Source organism: Dactylosporangium sp. CS-047395 (assembly GCF_050942185.1).
Taxonomy (GTDB): Bacteria; Actinomycetota; Actinomycetes; order Mycobacteriales; family Micromonosporaceae; genus Dactylosporangium.
In genome coordinates this window covers 4681966-4706839 of record NZ_CP192015.1, presented here as the reverse complement: position 1 = coordinate 4706839, position 24874 = coordinate 4681966, and the positions used below count along the sequence as shown (strand labels likewise).

The 24874-nt window shown below is 72.5% G+C and carries 22 protein-coding genes; 5 read left to right on the top strand and 17 right to left on the bottom strand.

Features of this window, described 5'->3' with window-relative positions:
• Positions 1–44 precede the first annotated feature (44 nt).
• On the bottom strand, positions 45–152 hold the full coding sequence (locus ACQP00_RS22090) for a LuxR C-terminal-related transcriptional regulator (RefSeq protein WP_433221938.1): 108 nt from the start codon (positions 150–152) through the stop codon (positions 45–47).
• Between the two features lie 203 nt (positions 153–355).
• Here ACQP00_RS22090 and ACQP00_RS22085 point away from each other — a divergent pair, with 203 nt between their 5' ends.
• Positions 356–1012, top strand: a complete 657-nt coding sequence (locus tag ACQP00_RS22085) for an adenylate kinase (RefSeq protein WP_433221936.1) — start codon at positions 356–358, stop codon at positions 1010–1012.
• A gap of 7 nt (positions 1013–1019) precedes the next feature.
• On the opposite strand, the gene ACQP00_RS22080 is transcribed toward ACQP00_RS22085, so the two are convergent.
• From ACQP00_RS22080 to ACQP00_RS22040, 9 genes are all read right to left on the bottom strand, one after another.
• Positions 1020–2201 (bottom strand): PP2C family protein-serine/threonine phosphatase, encoded by a 1182-nt coding sequence (locus ACQP00_RS22080; protein WP_433221934.1) that lies wholly within the window; start codon positions 2199–2201, stop codon positions 1020–1022.
• A gap of 168 nt (positions 2202–2369) precedes the next feature.
• The gene (locus tag ACQP00_RS22075) at positions 2370–3083 is read right to left on the bottom strand and encodes a putative N-acetylmannosamine-6-phosphate 2-epimerase (protein ID WP_433221932.1); all 714 of its coding nucleotides are present in this window, start codon (positions 3081–3083) and stop codon (positions 2370–2372) included.
• Positions 3080–3925, bottom strand: coding sequence for an ROK family protein (locus tag ACQP00_RS22070; protein WP_433221930.1), 846 nt, complete (start codon positions 3923–3925; stop codon positions 3080–3082). Before ACQP00_RS22070 ends, ACQP00_RS22075 begins: the two co-directional genes overlap by 4 nt.
• Positions 3922–4854 carry a dihydrodipicolinate synthase family protein gene (locus ACQP00_RS22065; protein ID WP_433221928.1) on the bottom strand — a complete coding sequence of 311 codons (933 nt, stop codon included), beginning with the start codon at positions 4852–4854 and terminating at the stop codon, positions 3922–3924. Before ACQP00_RS22065 ends, ACQP00_RS22070 begins: the two co-directional genes overlap by 4 nt.
• 45 nt (positions 4855–4899) lie before the next feature.
• Positions 4900–5637: a FadR/GntR family transcriptional regulator gene (locus tag ACQP00_RS22060; protein WP_433221926.1), complete on the bottom strand. Its 738-nt coding sequence runs from the start codon at positions 5635–5637 to the stop codon at positions 4900–4902.
• Between the two features lie 34 nt (positions 5638–5671).
• Positions 5672–6664: an oligopeptide/dipeptide ABC transporter ATP-binding protein gene (locus ACQP00_RS22055; RefSeq protein ID WP_433221924.1), complete on the bottom strand. Its 993-nt coding sequence runs from the start codon at positions 6662–6664 to the stop codon at positions 5672–5674.
• Positions 6661–8634, bottom strand: a complete 1974-nt coding sequence (locus tag ACQP00_RS22050) for a dipeptide/oligopeptide/nickel ABC transporter permease/ATP-binding protein (protein ID WP_433221922.1) — start codon at positions 8632–8634, stop codon at positions 6661–6663. The genes ACQP00_RS22055 and ACQP00_RS22050 overlap by 4 nt, the downstream gene beginning before the upstream one ends.
• Positions 8634–9593 carry an ABC transporter permease gene (locus ACQP00_RS22045; protein ID WP_433221920.1) on the bottom strand — a complete coding sequence of 320 codons (960 nt, stop codon included), beginning with the start codon at positions 9591–9593 and terminating at the stop codon, positions 8634–8636. Before ACQP00_RS22045 ends, ACQP00_RS22050 begins: the two co-directional genes overlap by 1 nt.
• Positions 9594–9613: 20 nt before the next feature.
• Entirely contained in the window at positions 9614–11260 is a 1647-nt protein-coding gene (locus ACQP00_RS22040) for an ABC transporter substrate-binding protein (protein ID WP_433221918.1), read from the bottom strand.
• A gap of 150 nt (positions 11261–11410) precedes the next feature.
• On the opposite strand from ACQP00_RS22040, the gene ACQP00_RS22035 reads away from it, so the two are divergent.
• The gene (locus ACQP00_RS22035) at positions 11411–12523 is read left to right on the top strand and encodes a Gfo/Idh/MocA family protein (RefSeq protein WP_433221916.1); all 1113 of its coding nucleotides are present in this window, start codon (positions 11411–11413) and stop codon (positions 12521–12523) included.
• Here the strand turns inward: ACQP00_RS22035 and ACQP00_RS22030 are convergent.
• The 3 genes from ACQP00_RS22030 to ACQP00_RS22020 form a co-directional block, all read right to left on the bottom strand.
• Positions 12513–13271 (bottom strand): class I SAM-dependent methyltransferase, encoded by a 759-nt coding sequence (locus ACQP00_RS22030; protein ID WP_433221914.1) that lies wholly within the window; start codon positions 13269–13271, stop codon positions 12513–12515. The genes ACQP00_RS22035 and ACQP00_RS22030 overlap by 11 nt on opposite strands.
• Before the next feature lie 8 nt (positions 13272–13279).
• On the bottom strand, positions 13280–13795 hold the full coding sequence (locus tag ACQP00_RS22025) for a hypothetical protein (RefSeq protein WP_433221912.1): 516 nt from the start codon (positions 13793–13795) through the stop codon (positions 13280–13282).
• A gap of 102 nt (positions 13796–13897) precedes the next feature.
• The gene (locus ACQP00_RS22020; RefSeq protein ID WP_433221910.1) at positions 13898–14701 is read right to left on the bottom strand and encodes an SDR family NAD(P)-dependent oxidoreductase; all 804 of its coding nucleotides are present in this window, start codon (positions 14699–14701) and stop codon (positions 13898–13900) included.
• A 47-nt stretch (positions 14702–14748) separates the two neighbouring features.
• On the opposite strand from ACQP00_RS22020, the gene ACQP00_RS22015 reads away from it, so the two are divergent.
• Together ACQP00_RS22015 and ACQP00_RS22010 are read left to right on the top strand one after the other, a co-directional pair.
• Complete coding sequence (locus ACQP00_RS22015) at positions 14749–15102, top strand: winged helix-turn-helix transcriptional regulator (protein WP_433221908.1); 354 nt, start codon at positions 14749–14751, stop codon at positions 15100–15102.
• A gap of 17 nt (positions 15103–15119) precedes the next feature.
• Positions 15120–15887: a class I SAM-dependent methyltransferase gene (locus tag ACQP00_RS22010; protein ID WP_433221906.1), complete on the top strand. Its 768-nt coding sequence runs from the start codon at positions 15120–15122 to the stop codon at positions 15885–15887.
• Positions 15888–15894: 7 nt separating this feature from the next.
• Here the strand turns inward: ACQP00_RS22010 and ACQP00_RS22005 are convergent, their stop codons facing one another.
• On the bottom strand, positions 15895–16782 hold the full coding sequence (locus ACQP00_RS22005; RefSeq protein WP_433221905.1) for a fructose bisphosphate aldolase: 888 nt from the start codon (positions 16780–16782) through the stop codon (positions 15895–15897).
• Positions 16783–17015: 233 nt separating this feature from the next.
• Between ACQP00_RS22005 and ACQP00_RS22000 the strand changes: the two genes are divergently transcribed.
• A complete protein-coding gene (locus ACQP00_RS22000) occupies positions 17016–17219 on the top strand; it encodes a hypothetical protein (RefSeq protein ID WP_433221903.1) in 204 nt (67 codons plus the stop codon).
• 11 nt (positions 17220–17230) lie between these two features.
• Here the strand turns inward: ACQP00_RS22000 and ACQP00_RS21995 are convergent, their stop codons facing one another.
• From ACQP00_RS21995 to ACQP00_RS21985, 3 genes are all read right to left on the bottom strand, one after another.
• Positions 17231–17560, bottom strand: coding sequence for a DUF418 domain-containing protein (locus tag ACQP00_RS21995; RefSeq protein WP_433221901.1), 330 nt, complete (start codon positions 17558–17560; stop codon positions 17231–17233).
• Positions 17561–17946: 386 nt separating this feature from the next.
• Positions 17947–18558, bottom strand: a complete 612-nt coding sequence (locus tag ACQP00_RS21990) for a hypothetical protein (RefSeq protein WP_433221899.1) — start codon at positions 18556–18558, stop codon at positions 17947–17949.
• Entirely contained in the window at positions 18555–24860 is a 6306-nt protein-coding gene (locus ACQP00_RS21985; protein WP_433221897.1) for an RHS repeat domain-containing protein, read from the bottom strand. The genes ACQP00_RS21990 and ACQP00_RS21985 overlap by 4 nt, the downstream gene beginning before the upstream one ends.
• Positions 24861–24874 lie beyond the last annotated feature (14 nt).

The following is a 24874-nucleotide window of genomic DNA, read 5'->3' as shown; positions in this document are numbered from 1 at the left end:
TGGTAGATGGAGCGCAGACGCGCCTCGACGGTGCGCTCGCTCACCTACAGCCGCTGGGCGATCTGCGCGTTGGAGGCGCCCGTGGCCAGGACGGCGAGCACGGTCACCTCCCGCTGAGTGAGCGGCGGTCGCTCATCGGTGCGCGGCTTCAACAGCTGTCCCGGATGGGGGCAGGTGCTCAGGATCTGCTCCGCCGCGGTTCGTAGCTCGTCATCGACAACTCCCGGGATCTGCCTAGACCGCCGGCCTTCCCGCATTAGGCAGCGGCACCGATGCCCGCCAAGCCGTGCGTTCCTAGCGTTGACGGCATCACTCAACGTTCGCACACGCTTTGGAAGAGGAGCGCGACACCATCATGCGAATCGGACTGGTCGCACCGCCGGGTGCCGGCAAGGGAACCCAGAGCGCGCGCATCGCCGCGCACCTCGGCATCCCCCACATCTGCACGGGTGACATCCTGCGAGACCACGTCAGCCGCGGCACCGACACCGGCCGCACGGTGAGCCACTACCTCGACCGCGGCGACCTGGTCCCCGACCTCGTCCCCGACGAGATCCTGTGCGACACCATCCACCAGGCCCTCAGCGACGCGATAGCGGCCGGCGGCGACTACGTCCTCGACGGCATGCCGCGCACCATGGAGCAGGCGCGGGCCATCCACCGCGTCCCCTCGGAACTCGGCATGTCCGCCGACGTGGTCCTGCATCTGCGCGCCGACGACGAGACGGTCACCCAGCGCATGCTGGCCCGCGCCGCGATCGAACACCGCTCGGACGACACCGGGCCGGCGATCCAGCGCCGGCTGGCGCCCTACCACGAGCTGACGGAGCCGATCCTGGCCTGGTACGCGTTCCGCGGCATCCTCGTCACGGTCGACGCCACGCGTACCGCGGCCGAGGTGGGCCGCGAGATCCTGACGGTGCTGGAGGTGCTGCGCCCGGTGATCCGCAACGTCCCGGAGAAGATGCGCCGCCCGGTCGACCTCAGCGTGCTGCACCAGGCCGTGGCGTGAGCGCGGGTCAGGCGGTCGCGGGGCGGAAGGTGAGCAGCGCGGCGGTGGCGTCGTCCTGGAGCTGCTCGTGCTGGTGCTCGAGGATGGCGTGGACCAGGCGGCGCATGGTCTCCGCCGTGGAATGGTGGTCGGCGAGAGCCCGCGCGACGAAGGCGGCGAGCCGTTCGATGCCGAAGAACTCGCCGGCGGCGGTGCGGGCCTCGACGACGCCGTCGGTGTACAGCAGGAGGTTGTCCCCGGGCCGCAGGACGGTCTCGGTGATGTCCGGAATCGGGTCGGTCAGCTGGCCCAGGCCCAGCGGCATGGCCGTCGGCGCGGGCAGCAGGTGGACCAGGACGTCGTCGCGCAGCAGCAGCTCGCCCGGGTGGCCGGCGCTGATGCGGCGGTACACGCCGGTGCGGGTGTCCAGTTCGCCCAGCAGCGCGGTCAGGAAACTGTCGGGGTGCTGGGCGGCGACCCACTTGTCGATGGAACGGTACGTGTCGGCGAGGTCGAGGCCGAGCCGCCGGGCGTTGCGGTAGGCGTTGAGCGCCAGCGAGGTGGTGGCGCTGGCGGCGATGCCGTGGCCGACCGCGTCGAACATCGCGACGTGCAGCACGCCGTCGTTGATCGCGTAGTCGAAGGCGTCCCCGCCGACGTCGTAGCAGGGTTCGAGGACGGCGCTGACCGCTACGTCGCGGCTGGCGAACGTCAGCGGCGGGAGCTGGGTCCAGATGATCTCGGCCGCGAGCTGCATCGGCAGCCGCCGGCGGGCCCGCTCGATCGCGTCGCCGTACCGGCGGCGGGTCACCAGGATCTCGGCGAGGAGCGCGGCGACGGTGCCGTACGCGGTGAGCGCGACCGCGTCCGGTGCCGCGGCCGTGACCGTGTACAGGACCCCGAGCCGTTCGGCGCCGTCGACCAGGGGGGCCCAGACGTGGTACACCCCGCCGATCGCCGCATGCTGGATCGTGCCCGTGCCGTAGGACTGCCCGGCGAGGGTGCCGTCGATCGCCACCAGCTCCCCCGGCGGGCTGCCGGGCGGTGCGAACGGCGTGAACGCGGTCTGGGCGTAGTCGACCAGGTACACCGTCATGCCCAGGGCGCCGAGGTCCGCGCTCACCTGGCTCGCGAGCGACGCCAGGTCATCGGGCCCGGCCCGGTGGACGGCGTCGGCGAGCCGCTGGACGGCTTCGGGCAGGGCGATCACCGGTGGGTACCTTCCTGTGGCGCGTCGCCGGCCGCCCGTGCGCGCGTGGCCGGCCCGCCCGGGTCTGCCACTCCCGGCGACCCGCCGCCCACCGGAGCAACCGGGCGCCGTGGCCGGCGGGACCGGGTCAGTCCAGCGGCAGCGGCCGCAGCATCCGGGCCGCCACGATCAGCTCGGCGACGGGCGGTCGGCGGCGGCGCGGACGCCCGCTGCGAAGGCGGCGGTGATCCAGGTCGCGTCGGTGATCGCGGTGCCGACGACGACGGCGTCCGCCCCGGCGGCGACGGCCGCGGCGGCCTGCTCCGGTGTGTGCAGGCGGCCCTCGGCGACCAGCAGGACGCCCGGCAGTGCGGCCCGCAGCGCGGCCACCAGCCCCAGGTCGGGCCCGTCCCGGCGGCTGTTCTCGGGCGTGTAGCCGGCGAGCGTGGTGGCCACGGCGTCGGCGCCGGCCGCGGCGGCCGCGATGCCCTCCTCCAGGGTCGCCACGTCGGCCATGACGAGGGCACCCGCGTCGTGGACGGCGCGGACCGTGGCCGCGAACGGCGCGCCGTCCGGCCGCAGGCGCAGGGTGGCGTCGGTGGCCACGACCGTCGCGCCTGCCGCGGCGACGGCGACGGCCGAGGCGACGGTGGGGGTGATGTAGACCCCGTCGTCGCCCTCCTTGGTCAGCCCGATGACCGGCACGGGTACGCCGGTGGCGATCGCGGCCACGTCGGGGAGGCCGCCGACGCCGCCGCAGCGGATGGCGGCGGCCCCACCCGCGACCGCCGCGAGCGCCAGGCGGGCCAGGGTCGCGGTGTCGCGCAGCGGGTGGCCGGCGCCGGCCTGGCAGGAGACGATCAGCCGGCCGCGGACCGCCGCGGCGAACTCGTCGTGCTTCATCGGGTCGTCTCCTCCAGCGCGTCGGCGGCGAGCAGGGCCGCGCCGACGATCGGGGCGTCGGCGCCGAGGGCGGCGCCGAGGATCGGGATCGCGCGCAGCGGGGGCAGCACCTCGGCCCGCAGCGCCCGTTCCAGCGGGGTCAGGAACGCCGCGCCGGCCTGGGCGACGCCGCCGCCGATGACGACGGCGTCGACGTCGAGCGCGGTGACGAGCCCGGCGAGGGCCCGGCCGAGGACCGCCGCCGCGCGGGGCAGCGCGTCCGGGCCGCCGGCCGCGATCGCCGGGCCGGAGGCCACCGCCTCGACGTGGTCGGTGCGGCCGCAGCCGCAGGCGATCGGGCCGGTCTGGCCGGCCAGCAGGTGGCCGACCTCCCCGGCGGTGCCGTGCGGGCCGCGGCGCAGCCGGCCGTGGTGGGCCAGGGCGCCGCCGATGCCGGTGCCGACGGAGACGAACAGCACGTCGGCGTGGCCGCGGGCGGCGCCGGCCCGGACCTCGCCGAGGGCCATGGCCCGCACGTCGTTGTCGACGGTCACGGGCCGCCCGAGGCGCCGCTCCAGCGCCGGTCGCACCGGCGCTCCGGCCCAGCCCGGCAGGACGTCGGTGGCCGACAGCACCGTGCCGGCGACCCGGTCGATCACGCCCGGGGCGCCGACGCCGACGCCCGCGACGGTCTCGCCGGCCATCACCCGGGTCGCCAGGTCGGCCGCGGCGGCGAGCACGGTGTCGGCCCCGGTGCGCGGCGTCGGCACCCGGTCCGAGCGCAGCAGCCGGCCGTCGGCACTCACCAGCCCGGCGGCGATCTTGGTGCCGCCGATGTCCAGCCCGGCGAAGCGGGCGCTCACACCAGTCCGGCCGCGGCCAGTCCGGCGCGGACCCGCTCGACCTCGTCCGGGGCCAGCGGGATCTGCGGCGGCGCGGTCACCGGGCAGGCGATGACCCCGCGCAGGTGCAGCGCGGCCTTGAACGCCCCGAGCGCCGACGAGCTCGGGCCCATCCGCGCCGGATCTCCGGCCCGGACGATGTCGAACAGGCGGATCAGCCGCTCCTGCTCGGCGGCGGCCGCGTTCCAGTCGCCGGCGCGGCAGAGCCGGTACAGCGTGGCGAAGCCGTGCGGGTCGACGTTGCCCAGGCCCGGCACGACCCCGTCGACGCCCATCCGCAGGGCGGTGTCGACGGTGAGCTCGGCGCCGGTCAGCACGCTGAACCCGGCCAGGTCGGCGCGCTCGCGCTTGGCCAGGGCGAGCCGGCGCAGGCCGCCGTCGTCGCCGCTGGAGTCCTTCACGCCGCGGATGACGCCGTCGGCGGCCAGCCGCAGCAGCAGGTCGCCGGCGAGCTTGGAGTGCACCGACACCGGCAGGTCGTAGGCGTACACCGGCAGGTCGCAGCAGGCGGCCACGCCGCGGAAGTGCCGTTCGATCTCGGCCGGGTGGGTCCGGGTGTAGAACGGGGCGGTCGCGACGATGCCGTCGACGCCGGCCTTGCGGGCCGCCGCGGCGTGGTCGAGCACCCGCAGCGTGGTCATGTCGATGACCCCGGCCAGCACCGGGACCTGGCCGGCGACCCGGGCGACGGCGACCTCCAGCACCTGCCGGCGGTGCCCGTCGGGCAGGAAGGCGACCTCGCTGGTGGAGCCGAGGAAGAACAGCCCGTCCGCGCCGCCGTCGACGAGGAAGTCGATCAGCCGTTCCAGCGAGGGGACGTCCACGTCCAGCTCGGGCGTGAGCGGCGTGCAGACCGGGGGTACCACACCGCGCAGGTCCGGGTCAGTCATCGTTTCTCCTTGTTCGGTGTTGCGCGTTCGGTGTTGCGCGTACGGTCACGACTCGATCCGCCTGCGGATGCCGTCGAAGTGCCGGGCGATGGCCTCCGCGGCCCGGACCCCGTCGCGGGCCGCGACCGCCTCGTAGATGTCGCGGTGCACGCGCACGATCTCCTCGTGGCTGCTCTCCACCGCCGGCAGCTCGTGGCTGAGGTCGTGGTACACGTCCCAGAAGACCCGCAGGAGCTGGCTCATCAGCTCGTTGCCCAGGGCCGTGTACATCTCGTCATGGAAGGCCCGGTCCGCGGCGTCACCGGCGGCGCCCTGCCCGGCGTACGCCTCGAGGTCGCCCAGCCGCGCCCGGACCCGGGCCAGGGAGCCCTCGTCGATGCTCTCCACGAGCCGCTGGATGAGGCCGGTCTCCAGCGCCTGGCGCAGGTCGAGGATCTCGTGCAGCTCGCGGCGGTCCCCGCGCATCGATTTGCGCCCGCGGAACACCAGCGTGTCGGTGAAGGGGTCGAGCGAGCATTCCCCGACGTAGGTGCCGAAGCCGTGCCGGATCTCGACGATGCCGAGGGCCTGCAGGGCCTTGAGCGCCTCGCGGACCGAGTTGCGGCTGACGCCGAGGGTGTCGACGAGCTCGGCCTCGGTCGGCATCGGGTCGCCGGTGGCGAGCCGCCGTTCGAGGATCAGCTCCTTGATCCGCTCCTGGATGCCCTGCTGGGCCTGGCGCGACCGGTCGGCCGGCCGGTGCGTCCCCAGCAGGGCCGCGGCGGTGCGGGCGGGTTGGTTCATCGAGGCCCCCATGAGGATCGTCGGGTTGATGCGGTCACGGCAGGTCCTCCGCGGCGGCCCCGGCCAGGTCCGCCGGCGTCAGCACCGGGTGGTGGCAGTGGTACTGGTGCCGCGGCGACGCCGGCCCGGTGGCGGGCGGGGGCATCCGCTCGGCGCACTCGCCGGTGGCGCGCCAGCAGCGGGTCCGGAACGGGCAGCCGCTCGGCGGGTGCACCGCGGAGGGCACCGGGCCGGTGAGCCGGATCGGTGCGATGGGGTGCAGCAGGCTCGGTGTCGCCGACAGCAGGGCGCGGGTGTACGGGTGGCAGGTGCCGTCGATCGCTTCCGGCGGTGTCTGCTCGACGATGCGGCCGAGGTACATCGTGACCACCCGGTCGGCGACGCGCGTGACGGTCTGGATGTCGTGCGAGATGTACACCATGGCGAGCCCGAGCCGCTCCTTGAGCTCGAGCAGCAGGTTGAGCACCTGGGCCCGGACCGAGACGTCCAGGGCCGAGGTGGGCTCGTCGGCGATCAGCAGCCGCGGCTCGAGGGCGAGCGCGCGGGCGATCGACACCCGCTGGCGCTGGCCCCCGGACAGCTGGGCAGGCAGCGACGCGGCGGCGGAGCGCGGCAGGCCGACCAGGGCGAGCAGCTCGTCGACCCGGTTGGCCCGGTCGGCCGGCGTGCGCCAGCGGTGGATGTCGAGCGGGTCGCGCAGGATCTGCCGTACCGTCATCCGGCGGTTGAGCGAGGTCGAGGGGTCCTGGAAGACCATGCCGACCTGCTGCCCGATCCGCCGGCGGCGTTCCCCGCCGCGCAGCTGCCACACGTCGCGCTCGCCGTAGGCGACCGTCCCGGCCGCGGGCCGCTCCAGCCCGACGAGGACCTTGGCGAGGGTCGACTTGCCGCAGCCGGACTCGCCGACGATCCCGACGGTCTCGCCCGCGGCGACGGTGAGGTCGACGCCGGTGAGGGCGTGCACCCGCGCGCCGCGGGTCCGGTACGTGACGTGCACATCGGTGAGCGCCACCGCTGCGGCGTTCATGACCCCACCCTCTCCCGGGGTTCCGCCCGCTCGGCGAGAGCGGGATGGTGACAGGCGAACGCGTGCCGGCCGGGCTCCCCGGACAGTACCGGTGCGACGGTGCAGGCCGGTCCGGCGAGGGGACACCGGTCGGCGAACCGGCATCCGGCCGGGAAATGCGCGGGTGACGGTACGACCCCGCGGATCTGGGTCAGCCGCGCCGCCTTCTGCTCCAGCGACAGCACCGCCCCGAGCAGCCCGCGGGTGTAGTGGTGCGCGGGCGCCGCGAGGACCTCGCTGAGCACGCCGGTCTCCACGAGCTGCCCGCCGTACATGACGGCGACCCGGTCGCAGACGTCGCTGACGAGCGCGAGGTCGTGCGAGACGAGCACGAGCGCGAAGCCCAGCTCCCGGCGCAGCTCGAGCAGCAGGGCCATGACCTGCGCCTGGACCGTGACGTCGAGGGCGGTCGTGGGCTCGTCGGCGATGATGAGCCGCGGCTCGCGGGACAGGGCCATGGCGATGACGGCGCGCTGGCGCTGCCCGCCGGACAGCTCGTGCGGGTACGCCCGCAGGGTGCGCGCCGGTTCGAGCCCGACCATGTCCAACAGCTCGGCCGGCGTGCGCCGCCCGCCGCGCCGGGTCAGCTGTTTGAGCTGGGCGCCGATGGTCATCGCCGGGTTCAGCGCGCCGAGCGCGTCCTGGTAGACCATGGCGATCCGGGTGCCCATCAGCCGGCGGCGGGCCCGCGCGGACAGGGTGAGCAGGTCCTGGCCCTCGAACTCGACGGTGCCGCGCACGCGGGCGGTGCGCGGCTGCAGCCCCATCACGGTGAGCGCGGTGAGGGACTTGCCGCAGCCGGACTCGCCGACGAGGCCGAGCACCTCCCCCGGGTTGACCTCGAAGTCGATGCCGTCGACGATGTCGACCCCGGCGTGCCGGCCGGGGAACCCGACGCGCAGGCCGCGCACGCGCAGCGCGGCCGGGCCGGGCCGCAGCGGGCGGGCCCGGGCGGCCAGGCGGGCGGCGGCCTCGGCGAGCCCGGGCAGGGGCGTGACCTGTCCGCTGCCGGGTGCGGGGGCCTCCAGCGCGTCGTGGGTGTCGCCGGCGGAGGCCGCGCCGCGGCGGGCGGCGGGCGCGGCGAACAGGTCGGAGATGCCCTCGGCGAGCATGTTGAGCGCCAGCACGGTGAGCAGGATCAGCAGGCCGGGGAAGAACGTGGCCCACCAGCCGTGCACGGCGAGCAGCTGCTGGCCGTAGGAGATGACGCTGCCCCAGGACGACGGCGCGTCCTGGCCCTGCAGGCCGGCGCCGATGAACGACAGCGAGGCCTCGAAGACGATCGCCGTGGCCACCATGACCGTCACGTAGACCAGCACCGGCGCCGCGCAGTTGCGCGCGACGTGGCGCACGAGGATGTGCCGGCGGCCGGCGCCGGTCACCCGGGCGGCGGCGACGTAGTCCTCGCTGTACTGCTGCTGCACGTTGGCCCGCACGATCCGGGTAACCTGCGGGACGAAGACGAAGCCGATGGCGACGACGAGGACCAGCAGGTTGCCGTTGCCGAAGGCGATCACGAGGATCGCGGTGAGCACGATCATCGGGAACGCCATGACCACGTCGAGGACCCGCATGACGACCTCGTCGACGAGCTTGCCGCTGGTGGCCGCGAGGGAGCCGAGCACGGAACCGCCGAGCAGGGCCAGGGCGGACGAGCCGAGTCCGATGATCAGTGAGCGGCGGGCCCCGGCGACCAGCCGGGAGAAGACGTCCCGGCCGAGGCGGTCGACGCCGAACCAGAACTCGCCGTTCGGGCCCTGCGACGGCGGGGCGAGCCCCACCGAGGTCGGGTCGTGGGTCTGCAGCAGCGGGGCGAACACGCCGACGAGCACGATCAGCCCGACGAAACCGAGGCCCATCCGGGCGGCGACCGGCAACTGCCCGAGCCGGCCGGTGCCGTGCCGCACGGCACGGGCGAGAACGTTGGCCATCAGTGCGCTCCCCGCAGCCTGGGGTTGAGGACAAGGTACAGGAGGTCGACGACGAGATTGACCACGATGAAGGCCAGGGCGATCGTGATGACCACGCCGCGGGCCAGCCCGATGTCGTTCTGCTGGACCGCGGCCATGATCTGGGTGCCCATCCCGGGCAGCGAGAAGATCGCTTCGATGATGACGGCGCCGCCGATCAGGTAGCCGATCTGCAGGCCGAGCGCGGTGAGCGGGGTGACGAGCGCGTTGCGCAGCACGTTGCGCCCGACGACGACGAGCGGCGGCAGCCCGGCCCCGATCGCCGTGCGCACGTAGTCGCGGTCGAGTTCCTCGACCATCGACGTGCGCACGACCCGCGCCAGGCCGCAGCCGACCGGGACGGCGAGCGCGATCGCGGGCAGCGCCATGCTCTCGATCCAGCCGGAGAAGGAGTCGCCGGGCGCGATGTAGTGCCCGCTGGGGAACGGGCCGCCGCCGATCGTGGAGAGCCGCTGGATGAGCAGGATCGCCAGCCAGAACGACGGCATGGCGATACCGGCGACGGAGACGGCCCGGATGAGCTGGTCGGGCCAGCGGTCGCGGTACAGCGCCCCGAGGACCCCGAGGAGCAGCGCGACGAGCACCGCGCCGAGCACCCCGAGCCCGGTCAGCTGCAGCGTCACCGGCAGGGCCTGCCCGATGATCGAGCCGACCGGCTGGTTCAGCGTGTAGGTGGTGCCCAGGTCGCCCTGCAGCAGGTCGCCGAGGAAGGCGACGTAGCGGACCAGCAGCGGCCGGTCCAGCCCGTGCGCGTGGTCGAAGGCCGCGATCTGCTGCGGCGTCGCGCCGTCGCCCAGCGCGTACACCGCCGCGCTGTTGGGGGCCAGGGCCAGCACCACGAAGATGAACAGGATCACGCCCAGCATCAGCGGGATCAGCGTCGCCAAGCGGCGCAGCACGAGTCCGGCAACGGTCCTCATCCTCGGCAGCCTCTCGTGCCTCAGGCCGCCCGGCCCGCGCCGAGGAAGTAGGTGCCGGTGGTCGACGTGCCGCCGAAGCCGGTGACCTTGCTCGGGTCGGAGCCGGTGATGGTCTTGGTGTGGTACAGCATGTACAGCGGGACCTCGTCCGCCACGAGATCGAACACCTGCTTCCAGGTGGTCTTCTGCTCCGCGCCCTGCTGGGTGGCCGCCTTGTCGATGAGCTCGGCCAGGCGGGTGCGGGCCGGGTCGCTCCACCGGGCCCGGTTCACCAGCCACTGGTTGCCGTAGTAGTACCAGCGCAGCAGCAGGTCGGCGTCGGGACCGTAGATCGTCGGGTCGCCGGAGCCGGCGAGCACCCGGAAGTTGTCGGCCGGGACGAGCTGGCTGAGCACCTGCGCGGTCGGCGCGGTGTTGAGCTTCGCGGTGACCCCGATCTGCTTCCAGCAGTCGATGATGACCGGGGCGCTGTCGGCGATGAAGGCGACGTTGGTGGTGACGAGCTCGAAGGACAGGCCGGTGACGCCGGCCTCGGAGAGCAGCTGCTTGGCCTTCTGCGGGTCGTAGTCGTACACCGTCGCGGCGCGCTGGTAGTCGGGGTTGGCGCTGTCGAGGTAGCTGGTGGCCGTCTCCCCGAAGCCGTTGAGCGCGGTCGCCATCACTTTCTTGGTGTCGATGGCATAGAAGAGCGCCTGTCGTACCCGCTTGTCGTTGAACGGCGCCGCCGAGCAGTTGAACATCAGGTAGAGCCCGTTGAACGCCTGCTTCACGTCGGTCTTGAACGGCGCCTGGACGGTGGCGGCGTTGAGGAACGGGACCGCCTCGATCACCTGTGACTGGCCGCCCTGCAGGTCGTTGAGGCGGGCCGAGTTGTCGTTGTTGGTGCGCATGACGATCTGGGTGACCAGCGCGGGGCGGGGCCCGTTGTAGTTCGGGTTGTTGGACAGCACGGCCCCGGCGGTGACGCTGGCGCTGTCGAGCTTGAACGGCCCGGAGCCGATCGGGGCGCTGTCGAAGGCCTTGGCGGCGGCCGCGTCGCCGGTCTTCGCCTTCGGCACGATCTTGATGACGGCGATGCGCTGCGGGAACAGCGCGAAGGGCGTCTTGAGCTTGAACTGCACCGTGCCCGCCCCGGTGGCCGTCACCGAGTCGAGGAACGCGGTGAGGAACGGGGCGACCAGCGCGTTGCCGGCCGGGTTGAGCACGCGGGTGAAGGACCAGGCCACGTCGTCGGCGGTCACCGGGCTGCCGTCGGAGAACTTGGCGCCGTCGCGCAGCGTCGCGGTCCAGGTCAGCCCGTCGGGGCTGGCGGTGGGCAGGGCCTTGGCCAGTGCGGCGTACGGCTGGCGGGTCACCGGGTCCAGGTCGACGAGGGCCTCGAAGATGTGCTGGTTGACGCACGTGCCGACGGCGCCCGAGGTGTTCATCGGGTCGAAGCCGCCGTTGAACTGGAAGGCCAGCGTCGTGGTGATGGTGCCGGCCGGGTGCTCCGCGGTGCCCATCGCCGTGCCCCCGGACGACTGGCCGGTCGGGGCGTTGCTCGTGCCGCCGCACGCCGAGAGGCCCGCGGCCACGGCGGCGGCCGCGCTCAGCGACCCGGTGAACCGCAGGAAACGGCGCCGGTCCATGCCGGCCGCGAGTACGTCACTGAACCTGTCAGCGTTCACGGCGCTGTCTCCTTCGCATCCGTCTGGGGGTGACCAAGAACGCAGGACATTGGACATCCCATGTCTGGTTCGACCAGCACCGTAAGGCGGCCAAGCGCCCGGGGTCAACCCCTTGCCCATAGGACATGGGATGTCCTATGTTCCGAACCCATGGACATCGTCAGGTACGGCATCGTGGGCACCGGCTACTTCGGCGCCGAGCTCGGCCGGATCCTCAGCCGCCAGCCCGGATCGGCCGTGAGCAGGATCTACGACCCCGTCGGGGCCGACCGGATCGCCGCCGAACTCGGCTGCACCGCCGCGGACGACATCGCCGGTGTGACCGACGCCGACGACGTGGACGCCGTCATCGTCGCCTCGCCCAACCACGCGCACCGCGAGCCCGTCGAGCGGGCCGCCCGGGCCGGGAAACCGGTGTTCTGCGAGAAGCCGATCGCGCTGTCGTACGAGGACTGCCGGGCCATGCTGGAGGCGACCTCGCGGGCCGGCGTGCTGTTCATGGCCGGGCACGTCATGAACTTCATGCACGGTGTACGGGCGGCCAAGCGCCTGATCGCCGAGGGCGCCATCGGCGAGCTCCTCTACTGCCACACCGCGCGCAACGGCTGGGAGGAGCGCCAGGGTTCGGTCAGCTGGAAGAAGCGGCGGGAGCTGTCCGGCGGGCACCTCTACCACCACATCCACGAGCTCGACCTGGTGCAGTTCCTGCTGGGCCCGGCCCGGACGGCCACGATGGTCGGCGGCAACGTCGCCCACCGCGGCGCGGGCTTCGGGGACGAGGACGACCTGCTGCTGATCACTCTGGAATTCGCCGGCGGCCGGTACGCCATGCTCGAGTACGGCTCGGCGTTTCGCTGGCCCGAGCACTATGTCCTCATCCAGGGCACGGCCGGCGCCATCCGGATCGACCTGCAGGACGTCGGCGTCGAGCTGCGCACCCCCGAGCGCTCCGAGCGCATGCTGCTGCACGCCACCCGCGAGGAGGACGAGGACCGCAAGCGGTTCTACGGCCTCGGCGACCGGGCCATGGACGGCGCGATCATGTACGGCGACCCGTCGAAGCGCCCCCCGCTGTGGCTGCGCGGCATCATGGAGGCGGAGCTGCGCTACTTCGACGACCTCGTGCGCGGGGCGACGCCGGACGCCGAGTTCGCGCCGCTGACCGACGGTTCCGCGGCCACGGCGGCCATCGCCACCGCCGACGCGCTCACGCTGTCCCTGCGCGAGGGGCGCAAGGTCGCGGTCGCCGAGATCACCGCCTGACGTCCCGGCGCAGCGTCGCGGCGTAGCCCGGGATGAGGACCGTCAGCTCGCCGCCCGCGAAGAGCGGCGCCAGCGTCGCCCGGCACCAGTCCCGGGCCTGTTCGGCGGTGCAGGCCCCGCGCGCGACGGCGGCGTCGACGTTGAGACCGCCGAGCACGTGCCGCAGGTACACCTGGAGGGAAACGGGCAGCGGCAGCTCGACCTCGGCGCAGTCCTCCAGCCACAGCCCGCTGCCGGTCAGCGGCAACGTGCGCGGGTCGAGCGGCCGCCAGCCCGGCGGCCAGGGGAACCGCTGCTCGAAGGCGGCGAACCAGCCCGGCAGCGCGTCGCCGGCCGCCGAGCGCCGTCCCTCGGAGAAGTCGTACAGCACGAGCCTCCCGCCGGGCACCAGCACCCGGGCGATCTCCGCCAGCGCCGCCGGCAGATCGGTGTAGTTCAGTGCTCCGGCCGCGGTCACCAGATCGAACGTGCCCGCCCCGAACGGCAGCCGCTCGGCCGTGCCGACGACGAAGCCGGCCGCCGGGGCGACGGTCCGCCGGTGCGCGAGCATGGCCGGCACCGGCTCCAGGCCGACCACCTGCTCGGCCAGCGGGGCCAGCGCGGCCGTGGACAGGCCGGCCCCGCAGCCGACATCGAGCGCCCGGCGCGCCCGGCCGCCGAGGCGGGCCGAGCGCAGGAGCCGGTGATGGACAGGCGGCCGGTCGAAAGCGTACGCCGCCGCCAGCCGAGCGCTGTCGTAGCCGCTCACGCCGCCGGTCAGACGCTGCCGTACGTGGCGTTCGGGCCCCAGTGCGGCATGGTCTTCGCGGTGTCGATGCGGTCGTGCTGGTCGTAGCTGCCGTCGTCGTTGCCGTCGCGGTCCATGGTGTCGAGCCGGCCGTCGTTGTTCGTGTCGGTCTGGCGCAGCTCGGGGTGACCGTCGTGGTCGGCGTCGAGGCGGACCTCGTCGATGCGGCCGTCCTCGTTGTGGTCGTATTCCTTCTGGTCGATGGAACCGTCGTGGTTGGTGTCGTAGCCGGTCATGTCCATCGTGCCGTCGCCGTTGAGGTCGTACTGCCAGGCGTCGTCCTTGCCGTCGCCGTCGGTGTCGGCGCTGACCACGTCCACCCGGCCGTCGTGGTTGAGGTCCTGCTCGTGTACCTCGGGCCCGTAGTGGTGCGGCGTGTAGGCCTGGTCGACGTGGTCCGACAGGCCCGAGTGCTCGCCGAGGTCCAGCACGTGGGCGTGGTAGGGGTCGTCGAGGTGGTCGGAGGTGAAGTCGTGGTCGGTCATGGTCGAAGCGCCTCCTCAATGTTCTTCGATCGACGGTACGCCGAGGTCCGCCGGCCTCCCTCCCGTCTTCGTGCCAGCCCGCGACGTCCGCCCCGGAGTGGCTCAGCGGCCGGGCACCGTGGCCAGCAGCGCCTCCGTCGCGGCCCGGAGCCGGGTCGCCGCGGCCGGGTCGAGGGTGGGCAGCGACGGGTCGAGCACGCGGCCGCGGTCGAGCGCGGTCAGCCGCGCCGCCGGCGGCTGGTCGATGAGCTCCACGATGGGCCCGATCGACGCGGCGACCGGGCGGGCCGCGACCCGGGCCAGGGCGCGCAGCGCCAGTCGCAGCGGCGGGCTCAGCGGGCTGAGGTCGCCGCTGCGGGTGAACCCCGGGTGGTAGAGCACGTACCGGGCCTTGCCCGTGTACCCGGCCCCGAGCAGGTCGTTGAGCCGCCCGGCCTGCAGCTGGGCGCGGATCATGCCGTAGCCGGTCCTCAGCTGCAGGTCGTCCCAGGCGATCGCGCCCTTGGTGACGCCGACGCCGGCGACGTTGATGATGACCGGGGCCGGCGCCGCCTCGAGTTGCGGGCGCAGCCCCTCGGTCAGCAGATACCGGCTCAGGTAATAGAGCCCGAAGGTGTACTCCAGACCCTCCGCCGTCTCGCGCCGTGCTGGACTCTGCCGGTTGGCACACAGGACGAGCGCGTCGACGGAGCCGTGGCGCTCGGCCACGGCCGACACGACGGCGCGGACGGCCGCGATCGAGCTGAGGTCCGCCCGCAGGAACGTGATGCCCGGGCCGAGCGTGCGGCCCTTGGCCTCGTTGCTGCCGATGACGACCACGGTGTCGCCCCGTTCCCGGCGGGCCAGGGCCGTCGCGCGTCCCATGCCGTCCGTACCGCCGCTGATGACAATCGTCTTCGAGCCCATGCACCCATCGAAGTACGCTCACCGCAGGCGCGGAAGGAGGCACTTTGATGTTGGATACGCACACCCGTGTGCCCGTCGCGGAGTACGACGCGTGCCCGGTCACGGAGATCGTGCGCCGCATCGGCGAGCGGTGGACGCTGCTGGTGCTGTCGCTGCTGGGGCGGCGGCCGTACCGGTTCAACGAGCTGCACCGCGCGATCGAGGGCATCAGTCAGCGCATGCTGACCCGCACGCTGCGCACCCTTGAGCGGGACGGGCTGGTCGCGCGGACGGTGTTCCCGACCGTGCCGCCCGCGGTGGAGTACGCGCTGACGGACAAGGGCGTGACGCTGCTCGAGGCGCTGTCGGCGCTGACCGATTGGGCCGTAGCCAACTCCAGGTCTGGAAACGACGGCCAGTAGTAACTACCCTGATGGTCATGACTCCTTACAAGCTCGACTCTCGCGCGTGGCAGGAGAGCTGGGACCGCCAGCAAGAGGCGTTCATGCCCGACCGCGAGCACCGCTTCGCCGCGATGCTCGACGTCGTCGATGCGGTCACGCCCGCCGACCGGCCGGTGCGCGTCCTCGACCTGGCCGGCGGCACCGGCTCGATCAGCCTGCGCACCCTCGCGCGCTTCGACCGCGTGGAGGTCACCCTGCTCGACCTCGACCCGGCCCTGCTGGCCATCGCCGGCGCCTCGCTCGGCGACCGCGCGCGGCTCGTCGTCGCCGACCTGCGCGACCCGGGCTGGGCGGCCACCCTGCCCCACCGTTCCTTCGACGCCGTGCTCACCGCCACCGCCCTGCACTGGCTGGCGCCGCAGCGGCTGGCCGAGCTGTACCGCGAGCTGCCGGCCGTCCTCCGCCCGGGCGGCGTGTTCGTCAACGCCGACCACATGCCCGACGAGACACTGCCGGAGCTGTCCCGCCGGCTGGTGGCCCGGGCCGACCAGCGCCGCGACGCGCGCTACGCCACCGGCGCCGTACCGTCGTGGCGGGCCTGGTGGGAGCTGGCCGCCGCACACCCCCTGCTCGCCCCGCTGGTCGAGGAGCGCAACCGCATCTACAGCGAACCGCACTCGAGCGAGTTCCTGCCGCCCGCGGCCTGGCACCTCGACGCGCTGAAGGCGGCCGGCTTCGCCGAGACGGGCGTGGTCTGGCGCGGCGGCACGGACGCCGCCGTGGCGGGGGTGACGCCTGGCTGACCGTCGTTCAGGTGCTCGACGCGCGGAAGATCTCGGCGATCGAGTCCTCCAGCGTCCGGTTGAACGCGTCGTCCGCCTGCTCGTAGCGCAGGCCCTCGCTCAGCGCCCGCGAGAAGCTGGCGATCAGGCCGTGGTTGCGGGCCAGGCGGGCATCGGCGTCCTGCCGGGAGTACCCGCCGGACAGGGCGACCACGCGAAGCACCTTCGGATGCCCGATCAGCTCGGCGTAGCCGTCGTCCTCGGTCGGGATCGACAGCTTCAGCATCACCTGCCGGTCGCCGGGCAGCGCGGCCAGCCGTTCGAGGATGCCCTGCCGCAGCAGCCGCTCGGCCGCGGCCTTGGTGTCGCTGTGGATGTCGACCTCGGGTTCGAGGATCGGCATGAGATCGGCTTCCAGGATCTGCCCGGCGTACCCGAACTGCTGGTCGAGCACGGCGGCGACGCCGGCCGGTTCGGCCCGGGTGATGAACGAGCGCATCTTGGTGCCGAACACGCCGCGGCGGCCCGCCCGCTCCAGCACCTCGCCCAGCCGGGTGAACGGCTTCATCAGCCGCACGCCGTCCGCCTCCTCCGCGAGCCCCTCGTCCACCTTCACGAACGGCACGATGCCCTTGCGTTCCCAGAGGTACTGCGGCGTGGCGGTGCCGTCCACCTCCCGGTCCATGGTCTGCTCGAACAGGATGGCGCCGAGAATGCGCTCGGAGGTGAACGCCGGGGCGGTCATGATCCGGGACCGGAACTCGTGCATCAGGTCGAACATCGCATCTTCGGTCGGGTACGCCGACTCCGGCACGCCGTACTCGGCCAACGCCTTCGGGGTACTGCCGCCGCTCTGATCCAGGGCGGCGAGAAACCCGCGCCCACCGGCGATCCTTGCCCGCTGCTCGTGCTGCATACCTCGATCCTGCACCGGCAGCGGGCACACCGCTGGGTTTCGCACCGCATCTCCGGGCCACCCACCCGCGGCCCGGGGTGAGGTACTCGGCTTCTCGTTCGATGCGGGCGTGGGGGCGAACGACCGGGACTTCGGCCGCCCGGTAGGGCGCGTGGAACGCGAGCCGGACGCCGGGTGGGACGCATCCCAGCATTGATCCGCGCACAGCGACGAGCGTCGCGCAGCGGCGGCGCTTGCTGCGCACCGGCCTGGCCGGGCTCCCGGTCGAGCGTCCCGCGGCCGCACCGCCGGACTCCGGCGGTGCGAATGCCGCACCGCCGGAGCAGCGCAGGCCCGTTGCCGGGCTGGCCGCGCTCATCGGCGCCGCGCTAGCGGTGGCCGTGTTCGTCGTGGCCTCCGGGATGCGCGGGCGAACCGGCGGGGCCGGGCGGCGGTGACGGCGAACCGGTCACGCCGGGGCGGGGTGGTGGATCGGGGCACGCTGCCACCAGGTGGCGCAGCGCCAGGCCCACTCGGCCGGGCCGTAGCGGAACGTGCGCAGCCACAACGTGCTCCACACCGCCCGGACGGCCAGTATGCCCACCGTCTGGCCGATGAAATGGAACAGGTCGTCCGTACTATCGATGCCGAGCAGCGGACCGATCAGCAGGAACAGGACCGTGGCGCTGAGGTAGTTGGTGAGCACCATGCGGCCCATCGGGGACAGGACCGCCGACAGCGCCGGGCCGGCGGGAGTACGCAAGAGCAAAAGCAGGCCGCAGCAGTACGCGAACCCCATCGCGATTCCGCCAGTGGGTCCAGCAGGCTCACGCCGCCGCCCGGGCCGCCGAGGATGTTGACGGACGGCAGGTGCACGCCGCGCCATGCGAGCACCATCCACGTGGCGGCGAAGACGGCGAAGGCCACCGCGATCCGGCCGGTTCGATGTTCCAGCGCCTGGGGTATGTCGAGCACGCTCAGCGCGTACCCCAGCGCCGGCAGGCCGCGATCGGGCCGTAGCCGACCACCAGCTGCGCGTCGGCGAACAGCAACACCAGGGCCACCACGAGCGCCACGCGGCCGGGACCTGCCGGCGTGGGGGTTCGTCGCGCTGCAGCTGGTCGCCGCAACGCTGGCCTCCGCGCGGGCATCGACGAGCCCTGACGGGCGTCAGTGCCCGTCGGTTCACAGGGCGGTGCGCACCCAGGCGGCGAGCTCGGCGTCGCCGCGGCCCTGGAGGAACGTGGCCAGCCGGTCGCGGTCTGCGGGCGCCGTGTCCTCGATGACGCACATGAGCTCGCCAATGCGCCGATCCGCGGGCAGACCCGGCAGTTTCGTGCCAGAGTCGCGCAGCGCGGCGTGCAGGGCGGTCCGGGGCAGCAGCGGCAGCCAGACGTCGCGCAGCGCGGTGCGCAGGGTGCTCACGAACTCACCCCTGCGCTTGTCTAGGGTGGTCTCAGTGACCTCCCAGATCCCGGGCGGCCAGCCGTTCGGCGCCGCGATGCGGTCCCAAATCACCCCGTCCCCCTCCCGGTAGGGCGTGCCGCGGGCCGCGGATAGCGGTTCGCGGCGCGTCCAGGCGGCGTACGGCAGCAGGCACAGCGCCACGGCGGTGTGGAACGAGGCCGTGCCGGCCGGGGCGGCGCGCCGCTCGGTGTACACGACCAGGCGGTCGCCGCGCTCGCCGTCCACCGTGAGAACGCCGCCCTCCCGGCGCACGTCGAGGTCGGCCAGCTCGCCGGTGGCCGCGTCCAGCAGCGCACCGACGAGGGCCGAGGCCTTCAACGACTTCGTCACACCGCTCCCGCAAACCCGTAGGCGATCCCGCCGAGGGTAACGGTACCCGCGACCGCCGCGGCTCCGGCCGCGACCTCCGGAGCGATCAGGATCGCGACACCGACCGCGACACCGACCAGGAGCAGGCCGCCGAAGACGGTCTCCGGCGACAGGTAGCAGACCCAGCCGGCGTTGCAGGCCGGCAGCGGGAACCCGTAGGGGCCCCACGGGTTCGGAGACGGCTGGGGCAGCCCGGGCGTCGGGGCCGTGGTCGGCACCGTCACCGGGACCCGGCCGGGGATCGGCTGCGGCCCCGGGACCGGCACCGGCACCCGTGTCGGCTGCGGCTGCGGCTGTTGCTGCCACGAGCTGAATCGCTGGTAAAGGATCGTGCCGTCGGATGGGCCCTGGAAGGCCACGATGTAGCTGCCGGGCGGCGAGCCCGGCGGGTAGCCGACCATGAACGCCGACGGCGGCAGCCTGAATCCGGGCTCGACCACCTTGTTCGTGAACCGGTCCATCGCGACCAGCTTCTCCGCGTAGTGGTCGATGGTGTCCTGGGCCAGCTCGTCGCCCTGCCCGACCGCCTTGACCTCCCAGACGAAGATCGTGTCGCCCTCGACATACATGATGTCGACGAAGCCGGCGTTGCCGGAGCCCTTGTTCTTGTACGAGCCGGCCGGGATGTGGAACCCGAGGTACACCTTCGTCGGATCGCCGCCGCGCCGGATCACCTCGGCCTGGATGAGCACGTAGGCCGCCGCGACCGCGGTGTTGTGCTCGAGGGTGAACCAGGGCCGGCCCGGGCTGGCGGCCGCCCTCGATTCCTCCATGCGGTCCTCGTCCGGGATCCGTCGCCCGGACGGGTCCGCGAGACTGACCGGGTTGTTGCCGGCGTAGGCGTAGCCGTTCCACGTCTGCGGGCTGTCGCTGTCGAACTCCGGGTCAGCGCTGATGAACCGGCCGAGTATCGGGTCGTACTCGCGGGCGCCGATATGGGTCAGCCCGACGCCGGCGTCGACCGTCGCGCCGATGAAGCCCCGCTGGTCCGCCCAGGTCGCCGGCACCGCGCCCCGCACGGTGCCGTACGGGGTGGTCCGGCGCCGGGTCAGCGTGCCGCTGGCGGCATCGACGATGCACAGCGAGGTGCCGCGAGCGTCGGCGACCTGGAACACCACGCCGCTCGCGGTGCGCGACGCGACGACCCGGCCGCCGAACTCGTAGTGCCGAGTGCCCTTGACCTGATGCGTACTGGTGTCCAGGCGCAGCTGCATCGCACCGAGGTAGAGCGTCGTCGCCCCCGGCTCCTTGCGCACCAGCCGGTTGCCGTCGGCGTCGTAGACGTAGCTGGTCGTCTGCGAGCCGGCGGTGATGCTCTGCACGTGGCCGGTGGCGTTCCAGACGATCGACTGCGGCCCGTCGACGGTGGTGTTGCCGGCGGCGTCGTAGTCGAAGTCCTGGTGGGTGGCGGTGCCGCCGGCGGTGAAATCGACGCTCTGCAGCGTGTGCGGCTGGTTCTCCGCGTCCTCGGTGTAGTTGTAGGTCTTGCTGGCCGCGACGGCCCCGGCAGCGGTGTACGCGGTCTCCGTGGCCCGGTCCCCGGAGGTCTTGAACGTCCAGGCCAGGTGGTAGGGGGCCGGTCCGCCGACGCCGCTCGCGGCGGCGTTGCCGCCGGCGCACGGGTCGGTGCCGGTGTTCGCCGTCGACCACGCCTCGTCCAGGCGCCGCAGCCCGTCGTAGCCGAAGCACTGCACGTCGCGGTCGCCGCCCGCGGGGGCGTCGGCGGCGGAGAGCACGTTGCCGGCGGCGTCGTAGGTGTAGGTCGTGTCGAGGTCGACCGCCGCCACGTTCTGCCGGTCCAACCGGGTGCCGAGCAGCCGCCCGGTCCCCCTTTCGTACTTCAGCGTCTCCCATGCCGTCTTGCCCGCGGCGCCCGTCGACATCGTCATCCGCAGGATCTCGCCGGTGTCGGCGTAGTCGGTGGCGGTAACGTAGGTGTTGGCGCCGGTGAGCGTGATGGGGCGCATCTGGGTGTCGTAGCCGATAGCGAGGCTCTCAGCCGGCAGATCGTAGGCGGCCGGGAGCCCGACCGTCTGGACGCCGCCGTCGAGGTTGTACGACATGCCGAAGTCGTAGGTCCGGGCGAGTTCGGTGCCGGCGTCGGCGGGCACGATGTAGCTCGTCTTGAGGATCCGGTAGCGCGCGTCGCGGCTGGGATAGGTGACGTAGTACGTGCCGCCGGTGGTGAAGCGGGCCGTGCCCGCGAGCTGACCCTTGTAGTACGAGTCGTAGGTCCAGGACGCCTGCTTGCTCCCGGTGACCGGTGCGCCCAGCCATTCCTCGGTCTTGCGGTCCAGTTTGTCGTAGACCCACGAGACCGTGACCCCGCGCGCATCGGCCTTCGACGCCTGGTTGCCGTTCTTGTCGTAGGTGAAGGTGGTCACGCCGGTGTCGGGGTCGTCGACGCTCTTCGGCCGGCCGTTGCGGTAGTACTTGTAGTCGTACCGTGAGCCGTCCGGGCCGACCGAGGCGCGGACCCGGCCCTGCACGTCGACCTCGTACGTCGAGAGGTCGTAGGCGCCGGTCGGATTGTCGCCGTGGTACTGGTACAGCGCCGTGCGATTGCCGCGCACGTCGACGACGGTCGTAGTCGCGATGCCGCCCGCCGGCGGGTCGACCGTGGTCCGGTCACCGTCGTACGTGGTGTGCGTGCGCCATTTCTCGTCGCCCGCGACCGCGGTGATCTCGTCCGTGACCCGCCCGGCGCCGTCGTAAAGGTACTTCTTCTGGCTGTTGACGGAGCCTTCGGGAACGGTGATGACGAGGTCGCCGGCGGTGGCCAGGGCGAGATACGGCCCGTTGGTGACTACTTTGTCGCCGGTCGGGCCGTAGATCGTGTCGCTGAGCAGCCAGCCGCCGCCGGGCCCCTCAATCTGGCGCTGCCGGTCGCGCAGCAGGCCGTCGAAGAGCTGGTAGCTGACCCGGTACCCGCCGTCGTTACGCAACGACTCGGTCTTGGTGACGGTTGGCTTGTCGGCGCGAACCAGGTAGCTGTACTTGACGTCGGGGCTGTAGCCGAGGGACTTCGGGCGGGTCGGGTACCACACCTGCGAGACGCGGCCGAGCCCGTCGTAGGCGATGTCCGTGCGTTTGAGGTTCGCGTCGGTGCTGGCCGTCACGACGCCGAACGCAGGCAGATAGGTGGCGCTGGTGGCGTGGCCGAGGGCGTTGGTCACCTTCTGCCCGACATTGAGCCCGGCGACGTCCGTGAACTCCGTCGTGGTCGACCATCCGGCGTTGTCGGTGAGCTTCTTGCGCCGGCCGAAGCTGTCGACCTCGTAGTCGGTCTTGGCGTAGGTCGTGCCGGTCGCGTCGACGTCGTCGAGCTTCTCCTCGCGGGTGACGACGCCGGCGGTCGGTGCCGCGCCCCAGGCGTGGCCGTCGTAGGAAGTGCGGACGCTCTCCAGCAGCGTCGCGGCACGGTCGGGGTTCGTGGTCGCGCAGCTCGTCGAGAACTTTTCCACGAGGCTGCGGTACGAGTACAGGTTGCTGTTCGCATTGTCGCTGTAGCCGACGCGGGTGCAGGTGTCGTCGGCGGTCGTGGAGAGGTCGCCCAAGTCCTCGGCCTGCACCGGGCGGCCCCAGACCGGGTCGTAGCCGACAATCTGCTTCGTCTCGGCCCACCGCGCCTGGCCCTGTGCGTCCGGCGACAACGCCGTGAAGCTGCGGGTCGTCTCCGTCTTCACCATCGAGGAACGACGGGTTCCCCAGGTTTCGGTCTGGGTGAGCGTCGTCCACGACTTCGGCACCTTGATCGTCTTGGTCAGGACGCGGGCGCCGTCGTACTTGGCCACCTCGAGCTCCTGCCCGGCCAGTTCGTCGCGGTCGGTGTAGGAGGCCCCGGTGGAATCGGCGACGCTGACCGAGCGGGTCCCGCCGGCGGGTTTCTCGTCGCCGTCGAGGCCGCGCAGGAACGTGTGCTCCTCGCGCGTGGTCAGTGTCTGCGGGCTGCCGGCGCGCACGGTCACCTTCTGGTAGCCGCGCCATACCGACCAGGTGCGGTAATCGTCCTTGGTCAGCCCGTCCGCGGGCGCCTTGCGCCAGCCGGCGTCGCCGTCGTAGTCGTACTGCGTGAGCATGTCCGCACTGCCGCCGGTACGGTCGATCTGAATGACCTGCGCGACGAGGTACTTGTGGAACCAGTCGGTGGTCTCGTCCTCGGGGTCGAACGGGTTCCATTTGACGGGGAAGCAGCGCCTGGTGCTGTTGCCCTCGGTCGGATGGTCGGACGGGGTGCACTCGGTAGGCGTGTAGTTGACCTGGATCTCGGCGCCGGTGTCGGTGTAGATGGTGCTGAGACGGAACCGGTTGAGCGGGGCGAGCATATCGGTCGGGCTGTCCACGCGGTTGGGCATCTGGATGCCGACGAGCTGCACCGGCGGAGTGGTGACCGTGCCCCCGTAAAGGCCCGTGTGGTCGATATGATCGAGCCAGAGCGTCTTCGAGCCGTCGCCGTTGTCGCTGAAGGTCTGGGTCAGGTCCCAGCGCTCAACCGGGGTCCAGGACGAGCCCTCCCGGATCTGCGGGGTGATCGTGGTCAGCCGCTTGCGGGTCCAGAACGTCGGACCCGCCTGGGTCGCCTTGCAGTGAGTGTTCGCGGCGCAGTTGCGGTCCCAGGGCACGTCCGGCCACGCGTAGGCGTTGTCGTCGGTGAGCTGCGCCTCGGCACAGGTGATCCCGCCGGTCGGCAGGCAGCGCTCGCCGGTGTCGAAGACGACCCGGGCCGGCGCGTCGGTGGTGTAGACCTGACCGTCGACCTGACCGTAGTCGACGCGCTTGAGCCAGCCGCCCCGGTCGTAACCGGCGCCGTTAACGTCGGTCTTGCCGGCCCGCGCGTAGAAGTTGCGTTCCTTGCCGTAGTAGTACGCGATGACGTTGTTCTTCGTGTCCTTGACGTAGTCGAGGTTCCAGCGCCAGCCCTGGTCGCAGAACGCGCTCTTCCAGTCGGCGTTGTAACACGGCTCGCCGGAGTCGTCGCCGCTGACCGGGGTCACCCAGGCCGAGTTGGTCTCGTCCTTGTTCGCCGACCAGCCGGGCAGGCGGTTGAGGCCGAAGAAGTACTGCGTGCCGTCGGGCGACGTGACCTTCCAATACTCGCCGTTGTCGTCGCCGTTGGTCGCGCCGAGTAGGCGCTCAACCTTGGTGCCGTCGTCGGTCGGCAGCTTCCAGGTGTTGTCATTCACCTTGACCAGGTCGCCGGCCGAGCCGGAGAGCATGATGGAAGCGTTGGCCGGGCCCCAGCACTGGTCGCCGTAGCCGGTGTGTCCGTCGTCGGAGCAGGACTTGTACCGGCGCTCGATGTATCCGGGTTCGTAGCTGAAGCCCTCACCGATCCAGGAGCCCTGGTTGTTGGTGTTGGCGGTGCGGCCGTCGACCGACTGTGAGGTGTAGGCGAGCGATACCTGCGGCGCGAGGCCGCCGGGGGTCTGGGGCGTGCGGATCGGGTACGTCCATGCGAACGCGCCGGACGCCAGCGAGACGTCCCACTTCGCCGAGGGCGAGAGCTTCGTCGCCTGATAGTCGCCCTGCGAGGAGGTGTCCCCGGCCTCCGCGGCCAGCACCATCGCTCCACCGGCAGCGAAGTCGGCGCTGACCTGACCGGTGGTCGCGCCGGTCGGGACGGTGGCGGTGAGTGTGCGGGCCGCTGTGTCGTTGAACGTCGGCACCGGGGTAGCGGTGCGGCACTGCGGAAGCTGCGGGGTGCTCAGCGCGCAGCCGGGTAGCCGCACCAGGCGCAGCCGGGCGCCGTAGTCCCCGCCGTAGGCGCCGGCGAACCCCGCGTAGCCGACCTCGAGGCTGACCGCCCCGGCGCCGTTTCCGCCGTCGCTGCGCGACACCGCGAACATCGGACCGCCGGCCCCGGCTCGCTGCGCGGCCGCCCGGTCGAAGGTCTGCAGCCGGATTCGCGACGGAGCGGATGACCCGGCGGCGTCGGCTCGCGACTGCCCGTCCGCCTTGGTGACCGGCGCTACCGCCACGGCCCGCACCGGCAGGCCGCCGACCTGGACCGAGGCGGTATGCCCGGCAGCCACGGCGACGTCGGTGCTGGACGCCGCGGGCCAGCCGGGCGCCGCCACGGTCGCCGTGCCGGACCCGGCGGACCGGCCCGCCTTGATCCCGACGGCGCCGCCCTTCGCCGCTGCGGGCTGGGTCGGCAGGGGCGGTGCCGAGCGCGTGAACGGCGCGTTCGGCGAGGCCCCGGCCACGGCTGGCGCGGCCGCGATGGTGACGAGCACGACGGTCGACAGCACGAGGTACCGCATCAGCGACATCGAAT

Bases quoted from the DNA above. Each gene is read 5' to 3' on its own strand.
- ACQP00_RS22085 (WP_433221936.1), top strand. From the start codon at position 356: ATGCGAATCGGACTGGTCGCACCGCCGGGTGCCGGCAAGGGAACCCAG.
- ACQP00_RS22075 (WP_433221932.1), bottom strand. From the start codon at position 3,083: ATGAAGCACGACGAGTTCGCCGCGGCGGTCCGCGGCCGGCTGATCGTC.
- ACQP00_RS22065 (WP_433221928.1), bottom strand. From the start codon at position 4,854: ATGACTGACCCGGACCTGCGCGGTGTGGTACCCCCGGTCTGCACGCCG.
- ACQP00_RS22060 (WP_433221926.1), bottom strand. From the start codon at position 5,637: ATGAACCAACCCGCCCGCACCGCCGCGGCCCTGCTGGGGACGCACCGG.
- ACQP00_RS22055 (WP_433221924.1), bottom strand. From the start codon at position 6,664: ATGAACGCCGCAGCGGTGGCGCTCACCGATGTGCACGTCACGTACCGG.
- ACQP00_RS22050 (WP_433221922.1), bottom strand. From the start codon at position 8,634: ATGGCCAACGTTCTCGCCCGTGCCGTGCGGCACGGCACCGGCCGGCTC.
- ACQP00_RS22045 (WP_433221920.1), bottom strand. From the start codon at position 9,593: ATGAGGACCGTTGCCGGACTCGTGCTGCGCCGCTTGGCGACGCTGATC.
- ACQP00_RS22035 (WP_433221916.1), top strand. From the start codon at position 11,411: ATGGACATCGTCAGGTACGGCATCGTGGGCACCGGCTACTTCGGCGCC.
- ACQP00_RS22025 (WP_433221912.1), bottom strand. From the start codon at position 13,795: ATGACCGACCACGACTTCACCTCCGACCACCTCGACGACCCCTACCAC.
- ACQP00_RS22020 (WP_433221910.1), bottom strand. From the start codon at position 14,701: ATGGGCTCGAAGACGATTGTCATCAGCGGCGGTACGGACGGCATGGGA.
- ACQP00_RS22015 (WP_433221908.1), top strand. From the start codon at position 14,749: ATGTTGGATACGCACACCCGTGTGCCCGTCGCGGAGTACGACGCGTGC.
- ACQP00_RS22010 (WP_433221906.1), top strand. From the start codon at position 15,120: ATGACTCCTTACAAGCTCGACTCTCGCGCGTGGCAGGAGAGCTGGGAC.
- ACQP00_RS22005 (WP_433221905.1), bottom strand. From the start codon at position 16,782: ATGCAGCACGAGCAGCGGGCAAGGATCGCCGGTGGGCGCGGGTTTCTC.
- ACQP00_RS21995 (WP_433221901.1), bottom strand. From the start codon at position 17,560: ATGGGGTTCGCGTACTGCTGCGGCCTGCTTTTGCTCTTGCGTACTCCC.
- ACQP00_RS21985 (WP_433221897.1), bottom strand. From the start codon at position 24,860: ATGCGGTACCTCGTGCTGTCGACCGTCGTGCTCGTCACCATCGCGGCC.